Annotated in this window: 13 protein-coding genes and 1 pseudogene; 10 read left to right on the top strand and 4 right to left on the bottom strand. The window is 58.8% G+C overall.

Features of this window, described 5'->3' with window-relative positions; translation table 11 throughout:
- Positions 1 to 28 precede the first annotated feature (28 nt).
- From HU731_RS28845 to HU731_RS17570, 6 genes and pseudogenes are all read left to right on the top strand, one after another.
- Positions 29 to 1,313 (top strand): annotated as a pseudogene (locus HU731_RS28845) (DEAD/DEAH box helicase).
- A gap of 480 nt (positions 1,314 to 1,793) precedes the next feature.
- Complete coding sequence (locus HU731_RS17590) at positions 1,794 to 2,084, top strand: type II toxin-antitoxin system Phd/YefM family antitoxin (protein WP_186606417.1); 291 nt, start codon at positions 1,794 to 1,796, stop codon at positions 2,082 to 2,084.
- Between the two features lie 9 nt (positions 2,085 to 2,093).
- Positions 2,094 to 2,381 (top strand): type II toxin-antitoxin system RelE family toxin, encoded by a 288-nt coding sequence (locus tag HU731_RS17585; protein WP_186606416.1) that lies wholly within the window; start codon positions 2,094 to 2,096, stop codon positions 2,379 to 2,381.
- 184 nt (positions 2,382 to 2,565) lie between these two features.
- Entirely contained in the window at positions 2,566 to 3,930 is a 1,365-nt protein-coding gene (locus tag HU731_RS17580; protein WP_186606415.1) for a CHASE2 domain-containing protein, read from the top strand.
- A 16-nt stretch (positions 3,931 to 3,946) separates the two neighbouring features.
- Complete coding sequence (locus HU731_RS17575; RefSeq protein ID WP_014716500.1) at positions 3,947 to 4,312, top strand: hypothetical protein; 366 nt, start codon at positions 3,947 to 3,949, stop codon at positions 4,310 to 4,312.
- Positions 4,313 to 4,325: 13 nt separating this feature from the next.
- Positions 4,326 to 5,903: a M48 family metallopeptidase gene (locus HU731_RS17570; RefSeq protein WP_186606414.1), complete on the top strand. Its 1,578-nt coding sequence runs from the start codon at positions 4,326 to 4,328 to the stop codon at positions 5,901 to 5,903.
- A gap of 80 nt (positions 5,904 to 5,983) precedes the next feature.
- On the opposite strand, the gene HU731_RS17565 is transcribed toward HU731_RS17570, so the two are convergent.
- Positions 5,984 to 7,300: an OprD family porin gene (locus HU731_RS17565; RefSeq protein WP_014716498.1), complete on the bottom strand. Its 1,317-nt coding sequence runs from the start codon at positions 7,298 to 7,300 to the stop codon at positions 5,984 to 5,986.
- 407 nt (positions 7,301 to 7,707) lie between these two features.
- On the opposite strand from HU731_RS17565, the gene HU731_RS17560 reads away from it, so the two are divergent.
- A complete protein-coding gene (locus HU731_RS17560) occupies positions 7,708 to 9,783 on the top strand; it encodes a TonB-dependent receptor (protein WP_186606413.1) in 2,076 nt (691 codons plus the stop codon).
- Positions 9,784 to 9,901: 118 nt separating this feature from the next.
- Here the strand turns inward: HU731_RS17560 and HU731_RS17555 are convergent, their stop codons facing one another.
- From HU731_RS17555 to HU731_RS17545, 3 genes are all read right to left on the bottom strand, one after another.
- Complete coding sequence (locus tag HU731_RS17555) at positions 9,902 to 10,117, bottom strand: hypothetical protein (RefSeq protein WP_186606412.1); 216 nt, start codon at positions 10,115 to 10,117, stop codon at positions 9,902 to 9,904.
- Between the two features lie 235 nt (positions 10,118 to 10,352).
- Positions 10,353 to 11,459: an agmatine deiminase gene (gene aguA, locus HU731_RS17550; protein ID WP_186606411.1), complete on the bottom strand. Its 1,107-nt coding sequence runs from the start codon at positions 11,457 to 11,459 to the stop codon at positions 10,353 to 10,355.
- Positions 11,460 to 11,580: 121 nt separating this feature from the next.
- The gene (locus tag HU731_RS17545) at positions 11,581 to 14,490 is read right to left on the bottom strand and encodes an aminotransferase (protein ID WP_186606410.1); all 2,910 of its coding nucleotides are present in this window, start codon (positions 14,488 to 14,490) and stop codon (positions 11,581 to 11,583) included.
- A gap of 151 nt (positions 14,491 to 14,641) precedes the next feature.
- On the opposite strand from HU731_RS17545, the gene rfbB reads away from it, so the two are divergent.
- Genes rfbB through rfbC form a run of 3 tightly spaced genes read left to right on the top strand, consistent with a single transcriptional unit; the run spans position 14,642 to position 17,138 of the window.
- Positions 14,642 to 15,724 (top strand): dTDP-glucose 4,6-dehydratase, encoded by a 1,083-nt coding sequence (rfbB, locus tag HU731_RS17540; RefSeq protein WP_186606409.1) that lies wholly within the window; start codon positions 14,642 to 14,644, stop codon positions 15,722 to 15,724.
- Positions 15,721 to 16,596 (top strand): glucose-1-phosphate thymidylyltransferase RfbA, encoded by an 876-nt coding sequence (rfbA, locus tag HU731_RS17535; RefSeq protein WP_133634158.1) that lies wholly within the window; start codon positions 15,721 to 15,723, stop codon positions 16,594 to 16,596. The genes rfbB and rfbA overlap by 4 nt, the downstream gene beginning before the upstream one ends.
- Entirely contained in the window at positions 16,593 to 17,138 is a 546-nt protein-coding gene (rfbC, locus tag HU731_RS17530) for a dTDP-4-dehydrorhamnose 3,5-epimerase (protein WP_044270559.1), read from the top strand. Before rfbA ends, rfbC begins: the two co-directional genes overlap by 4 nt.
- Positions 17,139 to 17,145: the final 7 nt, after the last annotated feature.

Below are 17,145 nucleotides of genomic sequence, written 5' to 3'. Positions count from 1 at the left end.
TTCACCTGAGAAGTAGGGGCTGTAGGCGGTGAAAGATACAAGTCTGGTGGCGAAGCTAAGGGCTGAGAATGCAAGATTGGTTGCCTTGCTGGATGCTCATGGCATCGAATGGCGCCAACCTGCTGTGCCAATCAAGACAGCGCTTGTCCAAGCAGAACAATCACAGCAACTCGATACTGATGGAAAGCTTGCCCTATTCCGAAGCTTGTTTCGTGGTCGGACGGACGTTTATCCCATCCGCTGGGAAAGCAAGGCAGGCAAATCAGGATACGCACCCGCTTGCGCAAACGAATGGAGGCCTGGCGTTTGTGAGAAACCCCGAATTAAATGTGGCGACTGCGGTAACCGCCAGCTGCTTCCGCTGACCGATGAGGTGGTCTATCGCCATCTGGCGGGCGAAGTGGTCGTTGGTATCTACCCCCTACTCTCTGATGACACTTGTTATTTTTTGGCGGTCGACTTCGATGAGGCCGAATGGCGTGATGATTCCAAAGCTTTTGTGCAGTCATGCCATGAACTGAACGTCCCGGTGGCGCTGGAAATATCGCGTTCAGGCCAAGGGGCTCATGGCTGGATTTTCTTTGAGCGTAATGTTCCTGCCTGCGATGCGCGCCGCCTCGGTGCTGCAATCATCAGTCATGCCTGTGAGCGCACCCGGCAGTTGACGCTGAGCTCCTATGATCGACTGTTTCCAAACCAGGATTATATGCCCAAAGGCGGCTTTGGAAATCTCATCGCGCTCCCTTTACAAAAGCGGGCCAGGGCCCAAAACAATAGCGTTTTTGTAGACGAACGTTTTTCGGCGTCTAGCCGACGACTCTGAGCGGACAGCCAAAATCGTCTCGGAGATTGAGCTGGCGTATAACGAGGGTAGAAAAATTCTAGTGCTAACGGAGCGGACGGAACATGTGGATGCCCTTGAAGTAGAATTGAAGCAGCGCGTGCATAACCTTTTCACGCTTCATGGGCGAGTGCCTAAGAAACAGCGGATTTCCCGTATGCATGAGCTTGAGTCCCTTCCCCCTAATGCTCCACGAGTGCTGCTGGCAACAGGAAAACTAGTAGGTGAAGGCTTCGATCATCCGCCGTTGGACACGCTGGTGCTGGCAATGCCCATCTCATGGAAGGGAATCCTTCAGCAATATGCGGGGCGGTTGCATCGATCACATGCCGGTAAGGCCGACGTGCGAGTGATCGACTTCATTGACGAGGGTAATGTCGCACTGATGAGAATGTGGGATAAACGCCAGGCTGGTTACAAAGCGATGGGGTATCGCATGACTGATTCCATGACCACCATGGACCTACTCTAACTCTAAAGTGGTTGACCGTTGACACATCTACGGCCCAACCCTCGTAGACATGACCGGTCACTGTGGGGGTGAACTCCGCCCCTTCGCCGTTAATCACATCAAGAAACCTGCAAATGCTGGAACGTTTCCTAATACAGGGAAAGCGTCTCCAGCGCCCGATTGCCGTGAGCTGGTTATCACCACGTATCCGTATCGAGCGACCTATATTGCGTACCAGAACCATGGAGGTGGACGATCACAGCACCGAGTCAGTTGGTGGGATGAGAGCCTCAAGGCGCTAGGCGCGCTGAAACTGCTGCCCGGCGAGTCGGCAACCTTGGCGACAGGAAAACAGCGACGTTTCGCACATAAATACCTTCATCTGATGGTTGAATGGCGCGATGTATTGCGCAATACTCTGCGTACTTAAACACATAGGATTCGGCGCTTTATCGTATGCATTCCTGTGTTTCAATGTCTGTTTTGTATGGAGTAACAGTCATGGCAGCGTTGCTTGAGCGAGCTGATCAGGCCGTATCGGTTACCGCGATGGTTCGAGGGTTCAGTGCGAAGCTCAAAGAGGTATCGAGCCGCACCACCGATCGTCTGGTTGTATTCAAAGACAATGAGCCCGCAGCAGTCATCGTAAATGTCCAGGCTTACCAAGAGATGCTTGATGAGCTTGAAGACCTTCGTATTGAAGCGACGGCACGTGATCGGTTGGCTAATTTCGACCCACAAAACGCTATCTCCCACGCTGATATGCGAGCCAGGTACGCCAAAAAAGACTAAGGATTTTCGATGGTTTGGTGCGTCATATACCACCCGGAGACAGAAGAAGACTTCGATAAACTTGGTTCTGCTGCGGCAAACCGGATCCTTGATGTGATTGAAGACAGGGTTGAAAACGGCGAGCCTGACAAAAGCGGTAAACCTTTAAGTGGCAGCCTGGCTGGGTGTCGCAGAATCCGAACAGGCGACACTCGAATCGTCTACCGGGTCGATGGTAAGAGAATCGAGGTTCTGATCATTGCTGTCGGAGCTCGTCGTGACAGCGAAATTTACGACACGGCGAAAAAGCGAGTCTGAGCCCGCCATTGCGGGCTAGCCCAGCTCCCACACAGGAAAGCCCTGCCCTGAATAGGCCAGGGCTTTTTTGCGAACGACGATCCATGCGCCCATAGCGATATGGCACTTTGCCACTTTTCCAATTGACACCCCCTCCCCACTCCGTTAAAAACCCCGCCTTGCTTGCGTTTTTATCGAGACATGGATGTCATCCAAACCCCCGCTGTTCAAATACCGCCGCTATTGGCTGGCGGTCATCATCGTGTTGCTGGCGATTCTTGATCCTTTCGGCCTGGCCAGTTCCAGCGACAAGGCGTCGGCGCAGTGGCTCAATCGTATGTTTGCCAGTCACTACCCGAGCCTTGGGCAGCAGCGGGTGGCGGTGGTGTTGATCGATGATGCCTACCTGATGCGCAATAACAGTTCATGGCCCATGCCTTATGGCGAGCAGAGCAAGTTGTTCAAGCGTTTGCTGGCGTACAAGCCCCAGGCGGTGTTTGTGGATTTGCTTTATAGCCACGACCATTCGTTGGGCGACCCTGCGCGGGGCAGTCAGTTGCTGGCGAATGTGTTTGAGCGTTATCAGCGCCAAGGCATCCCGTTGTGGCTGGCCAATACGGGGTTGACGCGCGCAGAGGCGGGCCAGGCGAATACGCTGGCGCCGTTTATGCAGGTGAGCCAGCCGGCCTTGGTGTTGTGGGAAGGCGTGGATGACAAGTATCCACTGGCGATGAAGACACAGGCAGGGTTGATGGAAACTCCTGCCATGTCGATGTACCGGGTGTTCTGTGCCACGCAGCACTGCAAGCAGCCGCCGGTGGATGCGCAAACCGCTGCGCAGCGCCAGCCCATCGCGGTGCAATGGGGGCTGAAGCTGGCACCCGAGCAGGCACGTATTGCCGATATCCGCCACTGCGCGCCGGCACGGCATTTTTTGCTGGATGGGGTGGCGCAGTTCTTTCAGGCGGTGTTCTGGAAGCTCGATGATTCGGCCCAGGCGCGTTGCCCGTACACGCTGACGTTGTCGGCCAGTGATCTGGAAGTCAGCGACCCCGACGACCAGGCACTGGTCGCCGAGTTGCTGCGCGACCGCCTGGTGCTGGTGGGCGCCAATATCGCGTCCACGGGGGATCTGGTGGAGTCGCCGGTACACGGCCAACTTCCCGGCGTTTACCTGCACGCCATGGCGCTGGACAACCTGATCAATGCAGGCATGGACTACGACCATGAACCGGCCAATTTCCCCCACCTGCCGTTCAATTGGCTGGACCTGCTGGAGCTCGGGCTGTTGGCGTTGATCGCCGTGCTCAAGGCGCTGCACGCGCGTCGCCTGGCGGGCCATCGCCCCTGGAGCCGTTGGCGGCGCCAGGAAATCTGGTTTTTTACCTCGCCGTGCCCGTCGTGGCTGTTGGTGATGTCGATGTTGGCGGGGGTCAGTGTGTTGCTGAGCCTCAATGACATCACCCCGGTCAACGTGCTGGGCATTGTGTTGCTGTCGTTGGTGCTTTTCAGCGAGCGGATTGAAGCCTTCTTCAACCGCGATCGCCGAGTGCACCGCTCTGCTATCTGACTCAAGGAAACCAAGGATGAACAGAAGCCTCATCGTCTTGCTCGCCGCCCTCTTCACCCAGGGCGCCTGGGCAGAAACCCACAGTATCAAGGCGTTCCTGGCCGACCCGGTGACAGTGCTGGACGAACAGGGCAAGCAACAACGTGAGCTGGCGAAAAAGGACGCGCCCACCCAGCCCCTGCCGGTGTTGCAGTACAACCAGGCGCTGGACCTGGTGCAGGTAGAACTGGCAGGCCAGAAGGTGTGGCTGGACACCATGGACCTGCGCATCGAGCCCCCGCTGAACGTCGTGGACCTGCCCTGCCAGGGCCTGACCAAAAGCCAGGCCAAGGACAGCCGCAACAACTCCACCATCGGTTTTGGTGCCGGCTGCAATCAATAAAAGGAGCGTTGCGGTGAAGGGATATCTAGTAGCAGCCAGCCTGTTGGCCAGTTCGGTGCTCAGTGGTTGCGCCACCTTGAAAGGCGCAGACCAGGCGTTCCTGAACCTGGTGGGGCCCTCGACTCAGTCCCGGGTTCAGGGCCATTACGTGGATAACAGCGACGTACGCCAGTATTACAAGCTCGACCCCCAGCGCCAGAGCAAACAGCGCCTGAGCTACGACGGGCGTGCGGTGCCGGCGGCTGAAGCGCGCCAGCAGAACCTGGTGGATATCCCCATGCTGCAAGCCTACCTGCAGGGCATTGTCACGCGCTTGTCCAAGGGCTGGCCGGGGGAGTTGCCGCCGTTGCAGGTGAAGATCACCGACAGCTATGGGTTCGGGCCGTCGGCAGACCCTTACGGCAACCTGTTCGTGCCGCTGGGCATGCTGGACAACGTCGCCAGCGAAGATGAAATCGCCGCAATGCTGGGCCATGAAATGAGCCACGTATTGCTGCATCACCATGACCGCATGGCCGCTTTCCAGCAGCAGAAAGACATGTTTACCACCGTCGCCTCCACGGTCGCCTTGGCCACCATGGCTGCCGATACGGGCGTCGACCGCAGCTCCGGTACGATGAAACTGTTCAGTAAAGACCCAGCCGGCACTCAGAAGACCATCGGTAACACGGTTCTATACACCGCCCTGGCCAATACCTTTTCCGATCAGGTATGGAGCACGGCCTGGGGCCGCAGCCAGGAAGACCAGGCCGACTTGCTGGGCACCGACTTGATGATCCGCGCCGGTTACGCGCCGCGAGCCGCCACCCATAGCATGGAGCGTCTCAATGACTTCCAGGGCAAGCAGAAACCCTTGCTCACAGGGTTCCTCACCGCACGCAAGAATGCCATGCAGGATTCGCTGCAGCAGTTCAATCTCAACCAGTTCACCAAGGAACTGGACGTGCTGGTCAAGGATGGCTTGACCACCGGCCTCACCGCGACCAGCCAATACTTCAACCGCTCGCATATGTCGGCCATGGACCGCGACACCGAGCTGCGCCAGTACTTGCAACGCGAGTATCGCCAGGAGCGCCGCGCCCGGGTCAACCCGCAAAGCTGGTCGAAAATGAAGAGCACGCCGCAGGTGGCGAAGGCTTTGCAGGGCTATAAAGACGCGTACTTCGCGATTGATGCCCTGGAGAAAAACAAGGTGCCAGAGGCTGACGCTTTCATCCGCAAGGCCCTGGCCTCGCCGGTAAAAGACCAGCCGAGCATTCGACGCACCGCCTATACCGTGCGCCTGGCCCAGGGTAAAAACAGCGACGCGGTGAAAGAGTTGCAGGCGATCAAGGACTGGTCCCTGGCCGGGCCTTCCACGTATGACTTGATGATCAGCTACCACCTCAAACGCGGTGACGGGCAATCGGCGTTGGCGATGATTGACAAGGCGGAACGCAACCTGGGCTCGGAGGAACTGTTTATTACCGAGAAGCTGTTGGCCAACCAGCAACTGCAGAATGCACAGCAGGTGCAAACGGTGTTGCGCAAGTGCGAGCAGTACCCGACACGCAAGGAAAACTGCAAGAAGCTCGCGCCAGCCAAGGCCTAGGTGGCAGCCTCCAGGCATAAAAAAACCCCGAACCAGTCGGGGTTTTTTATTGCCTGGCATCAGGCACGACATTCGATCAATTAGAAAACATTGATCGGGTAGTCGGCGAACAGACGGATTTCGTTACCGCCTACGTTGTACTCGCTGGCGTTGTTGGAAACGCGCAACCACGAGGCGCGAGCACGCAGGCTCAGGTCTTTGGCTGGGCCGCTCTGTACCACGTACTTGAACTGGTTCCAGATTTCACGCTCGGTACCATCGCCACGGTTGGTGCCGTCGTCGATGTTGGTACCGCGCACGTAGGCAATGTTGTAAGTCAGGCCCGGTACGCCGAAGGTGGCGAAGTCGATGCCGTAACCTGCTTGCCAGGAGCGCTCGTCCTTGCCGTTGAAGTCGGACCAGTAGGAGTTGGCCAGCAAGATGGTATTGCCGCCGTCGCCGATACCACCGGCGTTGCGGTAGCCGCCGTACAGGTAGCCAGTGTCACCGGTGCTTCGCTGGTGAGCGATGGTGAAGCTGTGCGGGCCAACAGCCCATGTGGCGCCCAGGCTCCAGATTTTGTTGTCGCGCGCGTCAGCGTCTTTTTGGTTTTCCAAGGCGAAGCTGCGATCCAGCTTGGTCTTGTAGCCATTGAAGTCAAATGTCAGCGACTGCTGCTGCGGCAAGGCCAGCACGTAGTTGACGTTGACGTATTGCTTCTTCAACACGTCCTGCATGTCGGAGGCGTACAGGGCAGCCGACAGGCTTTCGGTGAATTTGTAGCTACCACCGATATAGTCGATGCTTTTCAGGCGGCCGCTGTCGGTGCCTTCCATGCTCTTGCGCGCTTCTTTGGTGAAATGGCCCGCGTCCAGTTGCAGACCGGCGATCTCTTTGGAGACGATCGAAGTACCGGTGTAGGTTTCCGACAACAGGCGGGAGTTGTCGTACTGCAGCACAGGCACAGCCGGGAACTGATCACCGTACTTGAGTACAGTGTTGGAAACGCGGAACTTCACGGCAGCGCCGCCTTTGGCCAGGTCGTGTGGTGCCGAGCCTGGGTTTGGCTTGCCGTTGTCATCAAGAGTGCCGTTGCCCTGCTTGAAGAAGTCGATACCGCCGGCGCCAGCGCGACCTTTACCACCGTCCAGGCGGATAGCGTATTGGCCAATCACATCCACACCCACACCTACAGTGCCTTGGGTGAAGCCGGACTCGAACTTGCCGATGAAGCCTTGGCCCCATTCAGCTTTGTCCTGCTTGCCGTTTTTGTAGTCACGGCTGATGTAGGCGTTACGTGCTGCGATGTTCAGGTGGCTGTCTTCAACGAAACCCTTGGATTGCTCCTGGTCGTTTGCCATTGCTGTCGATGCGCTCAAAATCCCCAGAGCGATCAGACTCATCCGTTGCTTCAACATTTTCTTATATTCCTTATTACGGGTTGAGTACGCGCTGTGACACCAGGCTCCTATTGCTTTTTCTGGTGTCGACTTTGCCGGCAAAAAGAAGGCCCGCGGACGACTGAACTGCCGCGGGCCTTTTTTATTGGATTAGTCATGGTGGTTAGCCACAGGCGTTGGGCGCAATCCTATGCGGGCGTTGAACTATGTGTCAATTTCGTGAATCGTCTGTATTTAGGCGATATTCGTCTAAGCGGCTAGGTGAAGCGCGGGAATAAAAGCCTGAAAAGCGCCTTGAATCCCCCTCGAAACACATTAAGTAACAAATCCAACAGGGTAGGCATTAGGGAATAGATAACGCGCGCAAATGCAAAGCATTACCATTCGCGCACAATTTTCCTGCCACATCATTTGGATACACTCCCATGCCTGCCCCTCGCCTGACGCCCCTCTCCCTTGGGCTCTCTGTTTTGCTGTCTGCCGGTTTTGCCGGTGCGGCCACGGTCTTGCCCGAAACCTCGATCAGTGTGGAAGCAGACGAAGACGACCCACGGGTCAAGGAGACCAGCACCGCCACACGCACCGCGACGGCTGTTCGCTACGTGCCCCAGGCGATCGACTCAGTCAAAACCGAAAGCTTGCGCTCCTATGGCACCAATGACCTGGGCCAGGCGTTGAGCGGTATCCCCAACGTCAGCAGCGGCGCGGATACACGCTTTGACAGCCTGCGCATACGCGGTTTCGACGCCAGCAATGACTTCTATCTGGACGGTATTCGCGACGACAGCCAGTACGTGCGTGACCTGCATAACATCGAACGTATCGAAGTGCTCAAAGGGCCGGCCGCCGTGCTTTACGGGCGAGGCGGCCAGGGCGGGATCGTCAATCGGGTGAGCAAAATGCCCACCCCAGGGCAAAAGTCCAGCATCGAAGCCCAAGGCGGCAGCAACGATTTGCGCAGCCTGTATGCCGACCTGAGTACCGACCCCACCGATAACATCAGCCTGCGCCTGAACATGGGCAACCAGGACAACAACAGCTTTCGCGATGGCGTCAGCGGCAACCGCCAGCTGTTCGCGCCGTCGATGAGCTGGCAGCTCACCCCCGAGCTGAACTGGCTGGTGCAATACGAATACAGCCGCTACAACCGCACCCCAGACCGTGGCATTCCGGGCGTCAACGGGCGCCCGGCGGATGTGAGCCGCGGCACTACATACTTTGATAACGGCGATTACATCGACGATAAGTCCCAGTCCCTGCGTTCCAAACTCGCCTACGAGCTCAACGCCGACTGGCAACTGCGCCACACCCTCGGCGTGTTCAAGCTCGACAGTGATTTCGACAATACCTACCAGACCGGCTATGACCCGAAAACCAACAGCGTCACCCGCCAACACTGGCAGCAGGACCTGACCACCCGCAACGTGTTCAACAACCTGGAGCTGGAAGGCGGTTTCGACACCTTTGGCCTGGAACACCGCTTGCTCACCGGCATTGAGCTGGGCAGCCAGCGCCGCGATCCGAAGCTGTACTCCGCTCGGGATGGCAGGACGGTGCCGAGCCTGGACCTCAACCAGCCCAATCGCCGCCTGAGCCACACCGGGAGCATGCGACTGTCGAGTAACAACCACACCGAAGTCGAAAGCCGCGCCCTGTACGTGCAGGACCAACTGCGCCTGAATGACCAGTGGCAACTGCTGGGCGGGCTGCGCTACGACCGTTTCGAAGTGGACACCACCAACAAGCTGCTCGACATCCAACAGAACGTGAAAAGCCACAGCACCAGCCCACGCGTCGGCCTGGTGTGGACGCCTCTGGAGCACCATTCGTTCTATGCCTCGTGGAGCAAGACCTTCTCGCCAGCCGGCGGCGGCCTGATCGGCATCACGCCGAACGCCACCGGCAACGCCAACGACCTGAGCCCGGAGCTGACCAAGCAAAAGGAAATCGGCGTGAAGAGTGACTGGTTCGACGAGCGCCTGAGCACCACCCTGGCCGTGTACGAACTGGAACTCTACAACCGCCGCACCACTGACCCGCTGGACCGCACCATTACCCTGCTCACCGGCGAGCAACGCTCACGCGGCGTGGAGCTGACCGCCACCGGCAAGATCGTCGACAACTGGTATGTGCGCGGCGGCGTGGGCCTGCAGGACGCCAAGGTCGAGAAGGACAACAATGGCTTTGAGGGCAAACGGATCAGCGATGTGGCCAAGCGCAATGCCAGCCTGTTCATCACCTGGAAACCAGAGATGGGCTGGTACGCGGAAACCGGTTTGACCCTGGTGGGTGATCGTTATGCCGACAACCTCAACACCGTGGTGCTGCCGGGTTATGGCCGCTGGGACGCGCTGGCCGGGTTCCGTCAAAAAGAATGGGACGTGCGGGCAGCACTGAACAATATCGCCGACAAAAACTACTACGCCTCGGCGACCAGTGCGGCGCAGATTCAGCCGGGTGAGCCGCGAAGTCTGGTGGTTACTGGCACCTACAGCTTCTAAATCACACTGTGTAGGAGCGAGCTTGCTCGCGAAAAACGTCAACGATAACGCGTGTTTCCTGAATGAACGCGGCGCCTAAAAGTTTTTCGCGAGCAAGCTCGCTCCTACAAAAGGCGGCTTAACTACACATCAGATCGCACAACGCCTGCACTTCGTCCTCCGTGAACAACCCCGCCGGGTAGCGCTCACTCATCACGCTGCGCAAGTCAGGCGCTTGCCTGACCTGTCGCGAGCCGTTTGCCTTCAACCAAAGCGCCAGCGCATGGATGGCGTCACCGTCGACCCGCAAAGGGTGGAACGTACGCGTGTTCATCAGGTGGACATCGGCATTCATTTCAGCGCTCTCTCCTGCTGCGTGAGCGGCTAACTTACTCAAGGTTTGTGACAGAACTGCGCGGTCATCCCCCTCGGGCCACTGTAACCACAGCGATACAAGAGCTATGCCAATGCGCCCTGTCCATCGGCATTCAGGCATGAAAAAGCCCGCGACCGGGCTGGGTCGCGGGCTTGCGGGGAGCACTGCAATGGCGCAGTGCTCGTACGCCATCAAGGTGCTGTTACAACTGCACTCACTTTCGCTGCGGGGCGGGCTGCTGTTGGGTCAGGCAATGGATATTGCCCCCGCCCAGTAACAGTTCGCGACCCGGCACCATCACCACTTCATGCTGTGGGAACAGATTCTGCAGGATTTGCTTGGCCTGGTCGTCCAACGGGTCATCGAAACTCGGCGCGATGATGCCGCCGTTGACGATCAGGAAGTTGACGTAGGAACCGGCCAACCGCACGGTCGGATTACGCTCCTGGCTGCCGTCAACCAGGTCTACCCCGGCGCATTCCTCTTCGGTGGCATACAGCGGACCCGGGATCGGCATTTTATGCACGATGAACGAGCGGCCCTGGGCATCGGTGCTGCTTTGCAGCACGTCCAAGGCTGCGTGGCAACGTGGATAGTTCGGGTCTTGCGGGTCATCGGTCCAGGCCAACAGCACTTCGCCTGGGCGCACGTAGCAGCAGAAGTTATCCACATGGCCGTCGGTTTCGTCATTGAACAGGCCATCCGGCAACCAGATGATCTTATCCACCGCCAGGTTATCGCTGAGCACCGCCTCAATGGCCGCACGATCAAGGTGCGGGTTGCGGTTGCGGTTCAACAGGCACTCTTCGGTGGTGATCAGGGTGCCTTCGCCGTCGACATGAATCGAACCGCCTTCAAGCACAAAGCCTTCAGTGCGGTAACGCGGTGCGCGCTCCATCTCGAGGATCTTGCCTCCCACCTGGGAATCGCGGCTCCACGGCGAATACAGGCCGCCGTCAAAACCACCCCAGGCGTTGAAGTCCCAGTTCACACCCCGTACTTCACCACTGCCGTTGATCACGAAAGTGGGGCCGGTGTCGCGAACCCAGGCGTCGTCATTGGACATTTCCACCAGGCGGATATTAGGTACGTCCAGGCGGGCACGGGCGTTTTCATACTGGCCGGCGGAAACCGCGACAGTCACCGGCTCAAAACGTGCGATGGCCTTGGCCACCGCCACATGGGCCGCCTGCGCAGGTTTACCGCCCAGGCGCCAGTTGTCTGGGCGCTCGGGCCAGATCATCCAGGTTTGGGTTTGGGGCGCCCATTCGGCAGGCATGTGAAAGCCATCGGCGCGAGGTGTGCTGTGCAAGGTGGTCATGGCGATCAGGGCTCCGAATGGGGTGAAGGGCAACTTTATAATGGATAAAAATCGGCTTTAATAGCCTAAAAGTATGATAGGTACTAGGCAGCGCAAAAAATAGCCGATAACAATCGGTAAATTACAGTTGCTCATCCAACACCTTCGACAGCATGTCCACGAAGAAATCCACGCTGCGCCGGGAAGTCACCATCGGCGGCTTGATCTTGAGGATATTCAGGTCATCACCGGTAGGCTGCATGAAAATCCCCAGCTCCCGCAGCCGGTCACACAACAAGGCGGTTTCTGCAGTCGCAGGTTCCAGGGTATGGAGATCACGCACCAGTTCAAGGCCCAGATAGAATCCCGAACCGTGCACAGCACCGACGAGTGGATGGCGGTCGATCAACTCCTCCAGCCGTGCCTTGAAATGCCCGCCTACCACTTGGGCGTTTTCCCACAGCTTTTCCTCTTCCATCACATCCAGCACCGCCATGCCGATCCGGCAACTGACCGGGCTGCCTCCTGATGAGGAGAAGAAGTAACCCTCGGCCTCCAGCGCCTCGGCAATCTCTCGGCGGGTGATCACTGCGCCCAACGGCTGGCCGTTGCCCATGCCTTTGGCCATCGTGATGATGTCGGGCACCACACCCTGCTGTTCAAACCCCCAGAAGAAATGCCCCATGCGGCCGTAACCCACCTGCACTTCGTCGGCGATGCACACGCCACCCTGGGCACGGACCAAGCCATACACCTGTTGCAGGTAACCCGCTGGCAGGGAGATGCCGCCGGCATTGCCGTACACCGGCTCACAGATGAACCCGGCCAATTGACGCCGGCTCGCGGCGATTTTCGCCAGGTTATGCTCCACGCTTCGTACATAGTCCGGCGCGCTGTCCGGCCCACGGAACTCACCACGGTAGGTATTGGGCGCGGTCACCGGGTGCACCCAATCCGGGCGGCTGCTCAAGGCCTGGGGGTTATCGGCAATCGACGTGGACACGGCATCCGCCGCCACCGACCAGCCGTGATAGGCCTCGAGCACGCTGAGCATGTCGCGCCCGCCGCTGTAGGCCCAGGCCAGGCGAATCGCCAGGTCATTGGCCTCGGTGCCGCTGTTGACTAGGAACACCCGATCCATGCCCTCCGGCGCCAACGCCAGCAAGCGCTCGGAGAACTCGGCAATTGCCGCATAGTGAAACCGCGAGTTGGTGTTGAGCAACGACCACTGCCGCGCTGCCACTTCTGCCATGCGCGGGTGGCCATGGCCCAGCACCGCCACGTTATTGAGCATGTCGAGGTAGGATCGGCCCTGCATATCGATCAGATGGTTACGCCAGCCACGCTCGATACGCGGCGGGTCGGCGTAATAGTGCTTCTGGGAGCGCGCAAAGCTGGCATCCCGCCGGGCCAGCAGGGCCTCTGGGTCCAGTTCCGGCTCCGCATCACAGGCCAGGCCCAACAGCACGGCGGGTGACGGGCACAACGCCTGCCACGCCAACGCCCGGGAAGGTGTACAGAACAACGGTGGTTCAAGGTTTGCGCGGCATAACTGCACGGTCAACGGCGCATGAACCTCGCCCAGCACCTGCCCTTTGACCAGTGTTGCACCGGGTTTGAGTGATGTTCGCACGCCCCACAGGCGCAGGCTCAGCCCACTATCGTGCAAACACAGCAAGCCGTCGGTACCTTCGTGCAGGGTTCCCGCAAAGGGTGCTTCTAGCACGGTGCCGTGGGGCAGATGCAGTTCGACATACAGGGGGAAGGTCTCGGGCTCTAGCGCACTGTCGGGGCGGGTGCGCGACAAGCGGTATTGCCCGTAACGACTGGCCGCCAGCCCATGCACCGTCGCAGCCTCATCCAGCAGACGCCGATCTATGCCGGGAGTCTCCCAATTGCCGGCCTCGAAATGCGGGCTGAGTACGCCCAGGTCGATCAGCGCAAACTCACGTCCCACCAAGCCTGGCAATAAAGGCGCGAAGTCTTGGTTGGCGACGGGCGGTAGTGTCTCGCCGACGCAGCCAAGAATCGCCGCGTGCATGAGTTCAAAGGACACCGACGTGGCGATATAGAAGATTTCCCACTCGTGCTCGGCGTTTTTCTTCAGATAAACGTTATCCGGGTCCAGGCGTTGCTGCTGCTCACTGCTGAGCACCAACACCGCCGCGCGAGCGACGATCAACGGCCACAACACCTCCAGCTCTTCGCGCTGTAACGGCGTGACCGCGTGGCAGGCCTGGATCGCTAGCAAGAGGGCAAACGGATCTCCGTCGGCATGATGCAACAGCGCCGCGCAGGTCACCGACAGATCGGCAATTCGCCAGGTGCGCACCAGATCGCCGAAATCGATCACGCCTTGTATACGCCAGTGCCGCTGGGCATCACGCTGCCACACTACGTTGTCATCGGTGATGTCCATGTGCACCGCTTGCCAGGGCAGGCGTGCCGCCAGCGGCTGCACATGCGCCTCGACCTGCCTGGCCACCTGCTCCAGTGCGGCACGCTGCGGCAGGTCGGGCAAGGTCGCCAGCAGGTGGATGATCAATGCCTGGGCGTGGCGCGGGTCCCATTGCAGGGTGCGCTCCAGGCCAGGGTGTTCGAAACCTGCCAGCGCGTGGCTCATTTGCCCGCACAGCTCACCAAAGCCTTCGATCACGGTGCGGCTCAGGCGGGGCAAATGCGTCAGGGGCTGGCCGTCGATGTAGTCCAATAGCCGCAGGTGCAGGGTTTGGCCGTCGACGTTGACCGTCAGCAGCTCCTCGCCCTCAACGGTTTGGATGACCTTGGGCACACGCACGCCGGCATGGGGGCCCAGGCTGTTGAGGGCTGCGTGCTGGGCCTGGAGCTCAACCGCGGCGTAGTCACCCCGGCAGATCTTCAGAACGAAACGGCCCCGCGTGCTGTCAATTCTGTAGTTGAGGTCTTGTTGACTGCCCAACGAGTGTAATTTGCCCGTCAGTCCATAGTGTCGCTCGAGCAGGTGTGCTGCCTGCTCGGGGGTGACTTGTGGGCAAGGCAAGCTGGCACGGTGGGTCAACGTGGCTAACGACATTGTGACGACCTTTGTTTTTTCAGGCGTCTATATCGCCATTGTTCTGTGGCGTTAATCAACCCCTTCTGCTCACGGCACTTGCGCCGGCCCGATTCACAACTCAAGCTATGCTACTTTCGCCCAGTGTCCGTCTAAGGAAAAGGCCCTCGACATGCGTATTCTCATCACCGGCGGTGCCGGATTTATTGGCTCGGCCCTGATCCGGCACTTGATTCAACACACTGAGCATGAAGTGCTCAACCTGGACAAGCTGACTTACGCCGGCAACCTCGAGTCGCTGGCCAGCATCGCGTCCAACAGCCGCTATGAGTTTGTCCAGGCCGATATCATCGACCAGGCCACCGTCAGCGCCGTGCTCGCACGCTTCGAACCCGATGCGATCATGCATTTGGCGGCCGAGTCCCATGTGGACCGTTCGATTGACGGTCCGTCGGATTTTATCCAGACCAACATCGTCGGCACCTACAGCCTGCTGGAAGCCACGCGCGCCTATTGGCAGAAGCTGGCAGAGCCGGCAAAAAGCGCGTTCCGTTTCCACCACATCTCCACTGACGAGGTGTATGGCGACCTGCACGGCGTGGACGACCTCTTCACCGAGACCACGCCTTACGCACCGAGCTCGCCCTATTCCGCGAGCAAGGCAGCGTCTGACCACCTGGTACGCGCCTGGCAGCGCACCTATGGCCTGCCGGTGCTGCTGACCAACTGCTCGAACAACTACGGGCCGTTCCACTTCCCCGAAAAATTGATCCCGCTGGTGATTCTCAACGCCCTGGCGGGCAAGCCACTGCCGGTGTATGGCGATGGTCTGCAGGTGCGGGACTGGCTGTTTGTCGAGGATCACGCCCGTGCGCTGCTCACAGTGGTCACTACTGGGGTTGTGGGCGAAACCTACAACATCGGCGGCCACAACGAGCAGAAGAACATCGACGTGGTACGTGGCATCTGCGCCCTGCTGGAAGAACTGGCGCCACAACGCCCAGCCGGCGTGGAGAAATTCACCGACCTGATCACCTTCGTCAAGGATCGCCCAGGCCACGACCAACGCTACGCCATCGACGCCAGCAAAATCGAACGCGAACTGGGCTGGGCCCCGGAAGAAACGTTCGAGACCGGCCTGCGCAAAACCGTGCAGTGGTACCTCGATAACCTGGAATGGTGCCGCAGGGTCCAGGACGGCAGTTATCAAGGTGAACGACTGGGCAATACTGACGTGAAGGATTTGATTGCATGATGAAGGGAATTGTATTGGCCGGCGGTTCCGGCACGCGTTTGCACCCCATTACCCTGGGCGTGTCCAAACAGTTATTGCCGGTGTATGACAAGCCGATGATCTACTACCCGATCTCGGTACTGATGCTGGCCGGGATCAAGGACATCCTGGTGATCTCCACGCCAGTGGACTTGCCGCAATACCAGAACCTGCTGGGCGATGGCAGCCAGTTCGGCGTGCGCTTCACCTACGCGGAGCAGCCTTCGCCGGACGGCCTGGCCCAGGCATTTATCATCGGCGAAGAGTTCATTGGCGATGACCCTGTGTGCTTGATCCTGGGGGACAACATCTTCCACGGCCAGCATTTCGGCGAGCAACTGCGCACCGCGGCCGAACGTCCTTCGGGCGCCACGGTGTTCGGCTACTGGGTCAAAGACCCTGAGCGCTTCGGTGTGATTGACTTCGATAGCGAAGGCCGCGCCCTGTCCATCGAAGAAAAACCGGCTAAACCCAAGTCCCACTACGCGGTGACCGGCCTGTACTTCTACGACAACGACGTGATCAAGATCGCCAAGGCGGTCAAGCCTTCGCCACGCGGCGAGCTGGAGATCACCGACGTCAACAATGCCTACCTGCAGCGTGGCGATCTGCACGTTGAACGCTTCGGCCGTGGTTTCGCCTGGCTCGACACTGGCACCCACGACAGCCTGTTGGAAGCCTCGACTTACGTTCAGACCATCGAGCACCGCCAGGGCTTGAAAGTGGCCTGCCTGGAAGAAATCGCCTATGAAAACGGCTGGATCGATCGTGATTATCTGCTGGAGCGTGCCAAGTATTTTGGCAAGACCGGCTATGGTCAGTACCTGTATATGCTCGCTGGAAATACTAAATGAACGTGATTGCCACTGAGCTGCCCGGTGTATTGATCATCGAGCCGAAGGTTTTTGGCGATGAGCGCGGTTTTTTTTATGAGAGCTTCAATGCCCGCGCGTTTGAAAAAGCCAGCGGGTTACAACTGCAGTTTGTGCAGGATAATCACTCGCGCTCGCAAAAAGGCGTGCTGAGAGGTCTTCACTACCAGGTAGAACACGCTCAGGGAAAACTCGTGCGTGTGACTGCCGGCGAAGTATTGGACGTGGCGGTGGATATCCGCCGCAGCTCGCCGCATTTTGGCAAGTGGGCCAGCGTACGCCTATCGGCAGAAAATAACCGCCAGTTATGGATTCCACCAGGCTTTGCCCATGGATTCGTCGTGCTGAGCGACTACGCCGAATTCCTTTACAAGACCACGGATTACTACACGCCGTCTGCGGAGCGTTGCATCCGTTGGGATGACCCGGATCTCAACATCGACTGGCAGCTCAATGGCACCCCGACGCTGTCCGCCAAGGACCAGAGCGGTAAAACCCTGAAAGACGCGGACCTATTCCTGTGATGGCGCC

The organism is Pseudomonas salmasensis (genome assembly GCF_014268375.2).
In the GTDB taxonomy this organism is placed as follows: Bacteria; Pseudomonadota; Gammaproteobacteria; order Pseudomonadales; family Pseudomonadaceae; genus Aquipseudomonas; species Aquipseudomonas salmasensis.
Note: the sequence above shows the minus strand (reverse complement) of the source record. Positions and strands in the feature narration are given on the sequence as shown.

Coding starts and splice junctions, on each gene's coding strand:
- HU731_RS17590 (WP_186606417.1), top strand. CDS start 1,794: ATGGCAGCGTTGCTTGAGCGAGCTGATCAGGCCGTATCGGTTACCGCG.
- HU731_RS17585 (WP_186606416.1), top strand. CDS start 2,094: ATGGTTTGGTGCGTCATATACCACCCGGAGACAGAAGAAGACTTCGAT.
- HU731_RS17580 (WP_186606415.1), top strand. CDS start 2,566: ATGTCATCCAAACCCCCGCTGTTCAAATACCGCCGCTATTGGCTGGCG.
- HU731_RS17575 (WP_014716500.1), top strand. CDS start 3,947: ATGAACAGAAGCCTCATCGTCTTGCTCGCCGCCCTCTTCACCCAGGGC.
- HU731_RS17565 (WP_014716498.1), bottom strand. CDS start 7,300: ATGTTGAAGCAACGGATGAGTCTGATCGCTCTGGGGATTTTGAGCGCA.
- HU731_RS17560 (WP_186606413.1), top strand. CDS start 7,708: ATGCCTGCCCCTCGCCTGACGCCCCTCTCCCTTGGGCTCTCTGTTTTG.
- HU731_RS17555 (WP_186606412.1), bottom strand. CDS start 10,117: ATGAATGCCGATGTCCACCTGATGAACACGCGTACGTTCCACCCTTTG.
- aguA (WP_186606411.1), bottom strand. CDS start 11,459: ATGACCACCTTGCACAGCACACCTCGCGCCGATGGCTTTCACATGCCT.
- HU731_RS17545 (WP_186606410.1), bottom strand. CDS start 14,490: ATGTCGTTAGCCACGTTGACCCACCGTGCCAGCTTGCCTTGCCCACAA.
- rfbB (WP_186606409.1), top strand. CDS start 14,642: ATGCGTATTCTCATCACCGGCGGTGCCGGATTTATTGGCTCGGCCCTG.
- rfbA (WP_133634158.1), top strand. CDS start 15,721: ATGATGAAGGGAATTGTATTGGCCGGCGGTTCCGGCACGCGTTTGCAC.
- rfbC (WP_044270559.1), top strand. CDS start 16,593: ATGAACGTGATTGCCACTGAGCTGCCCGGTGTATTGATCATCGAGCCG.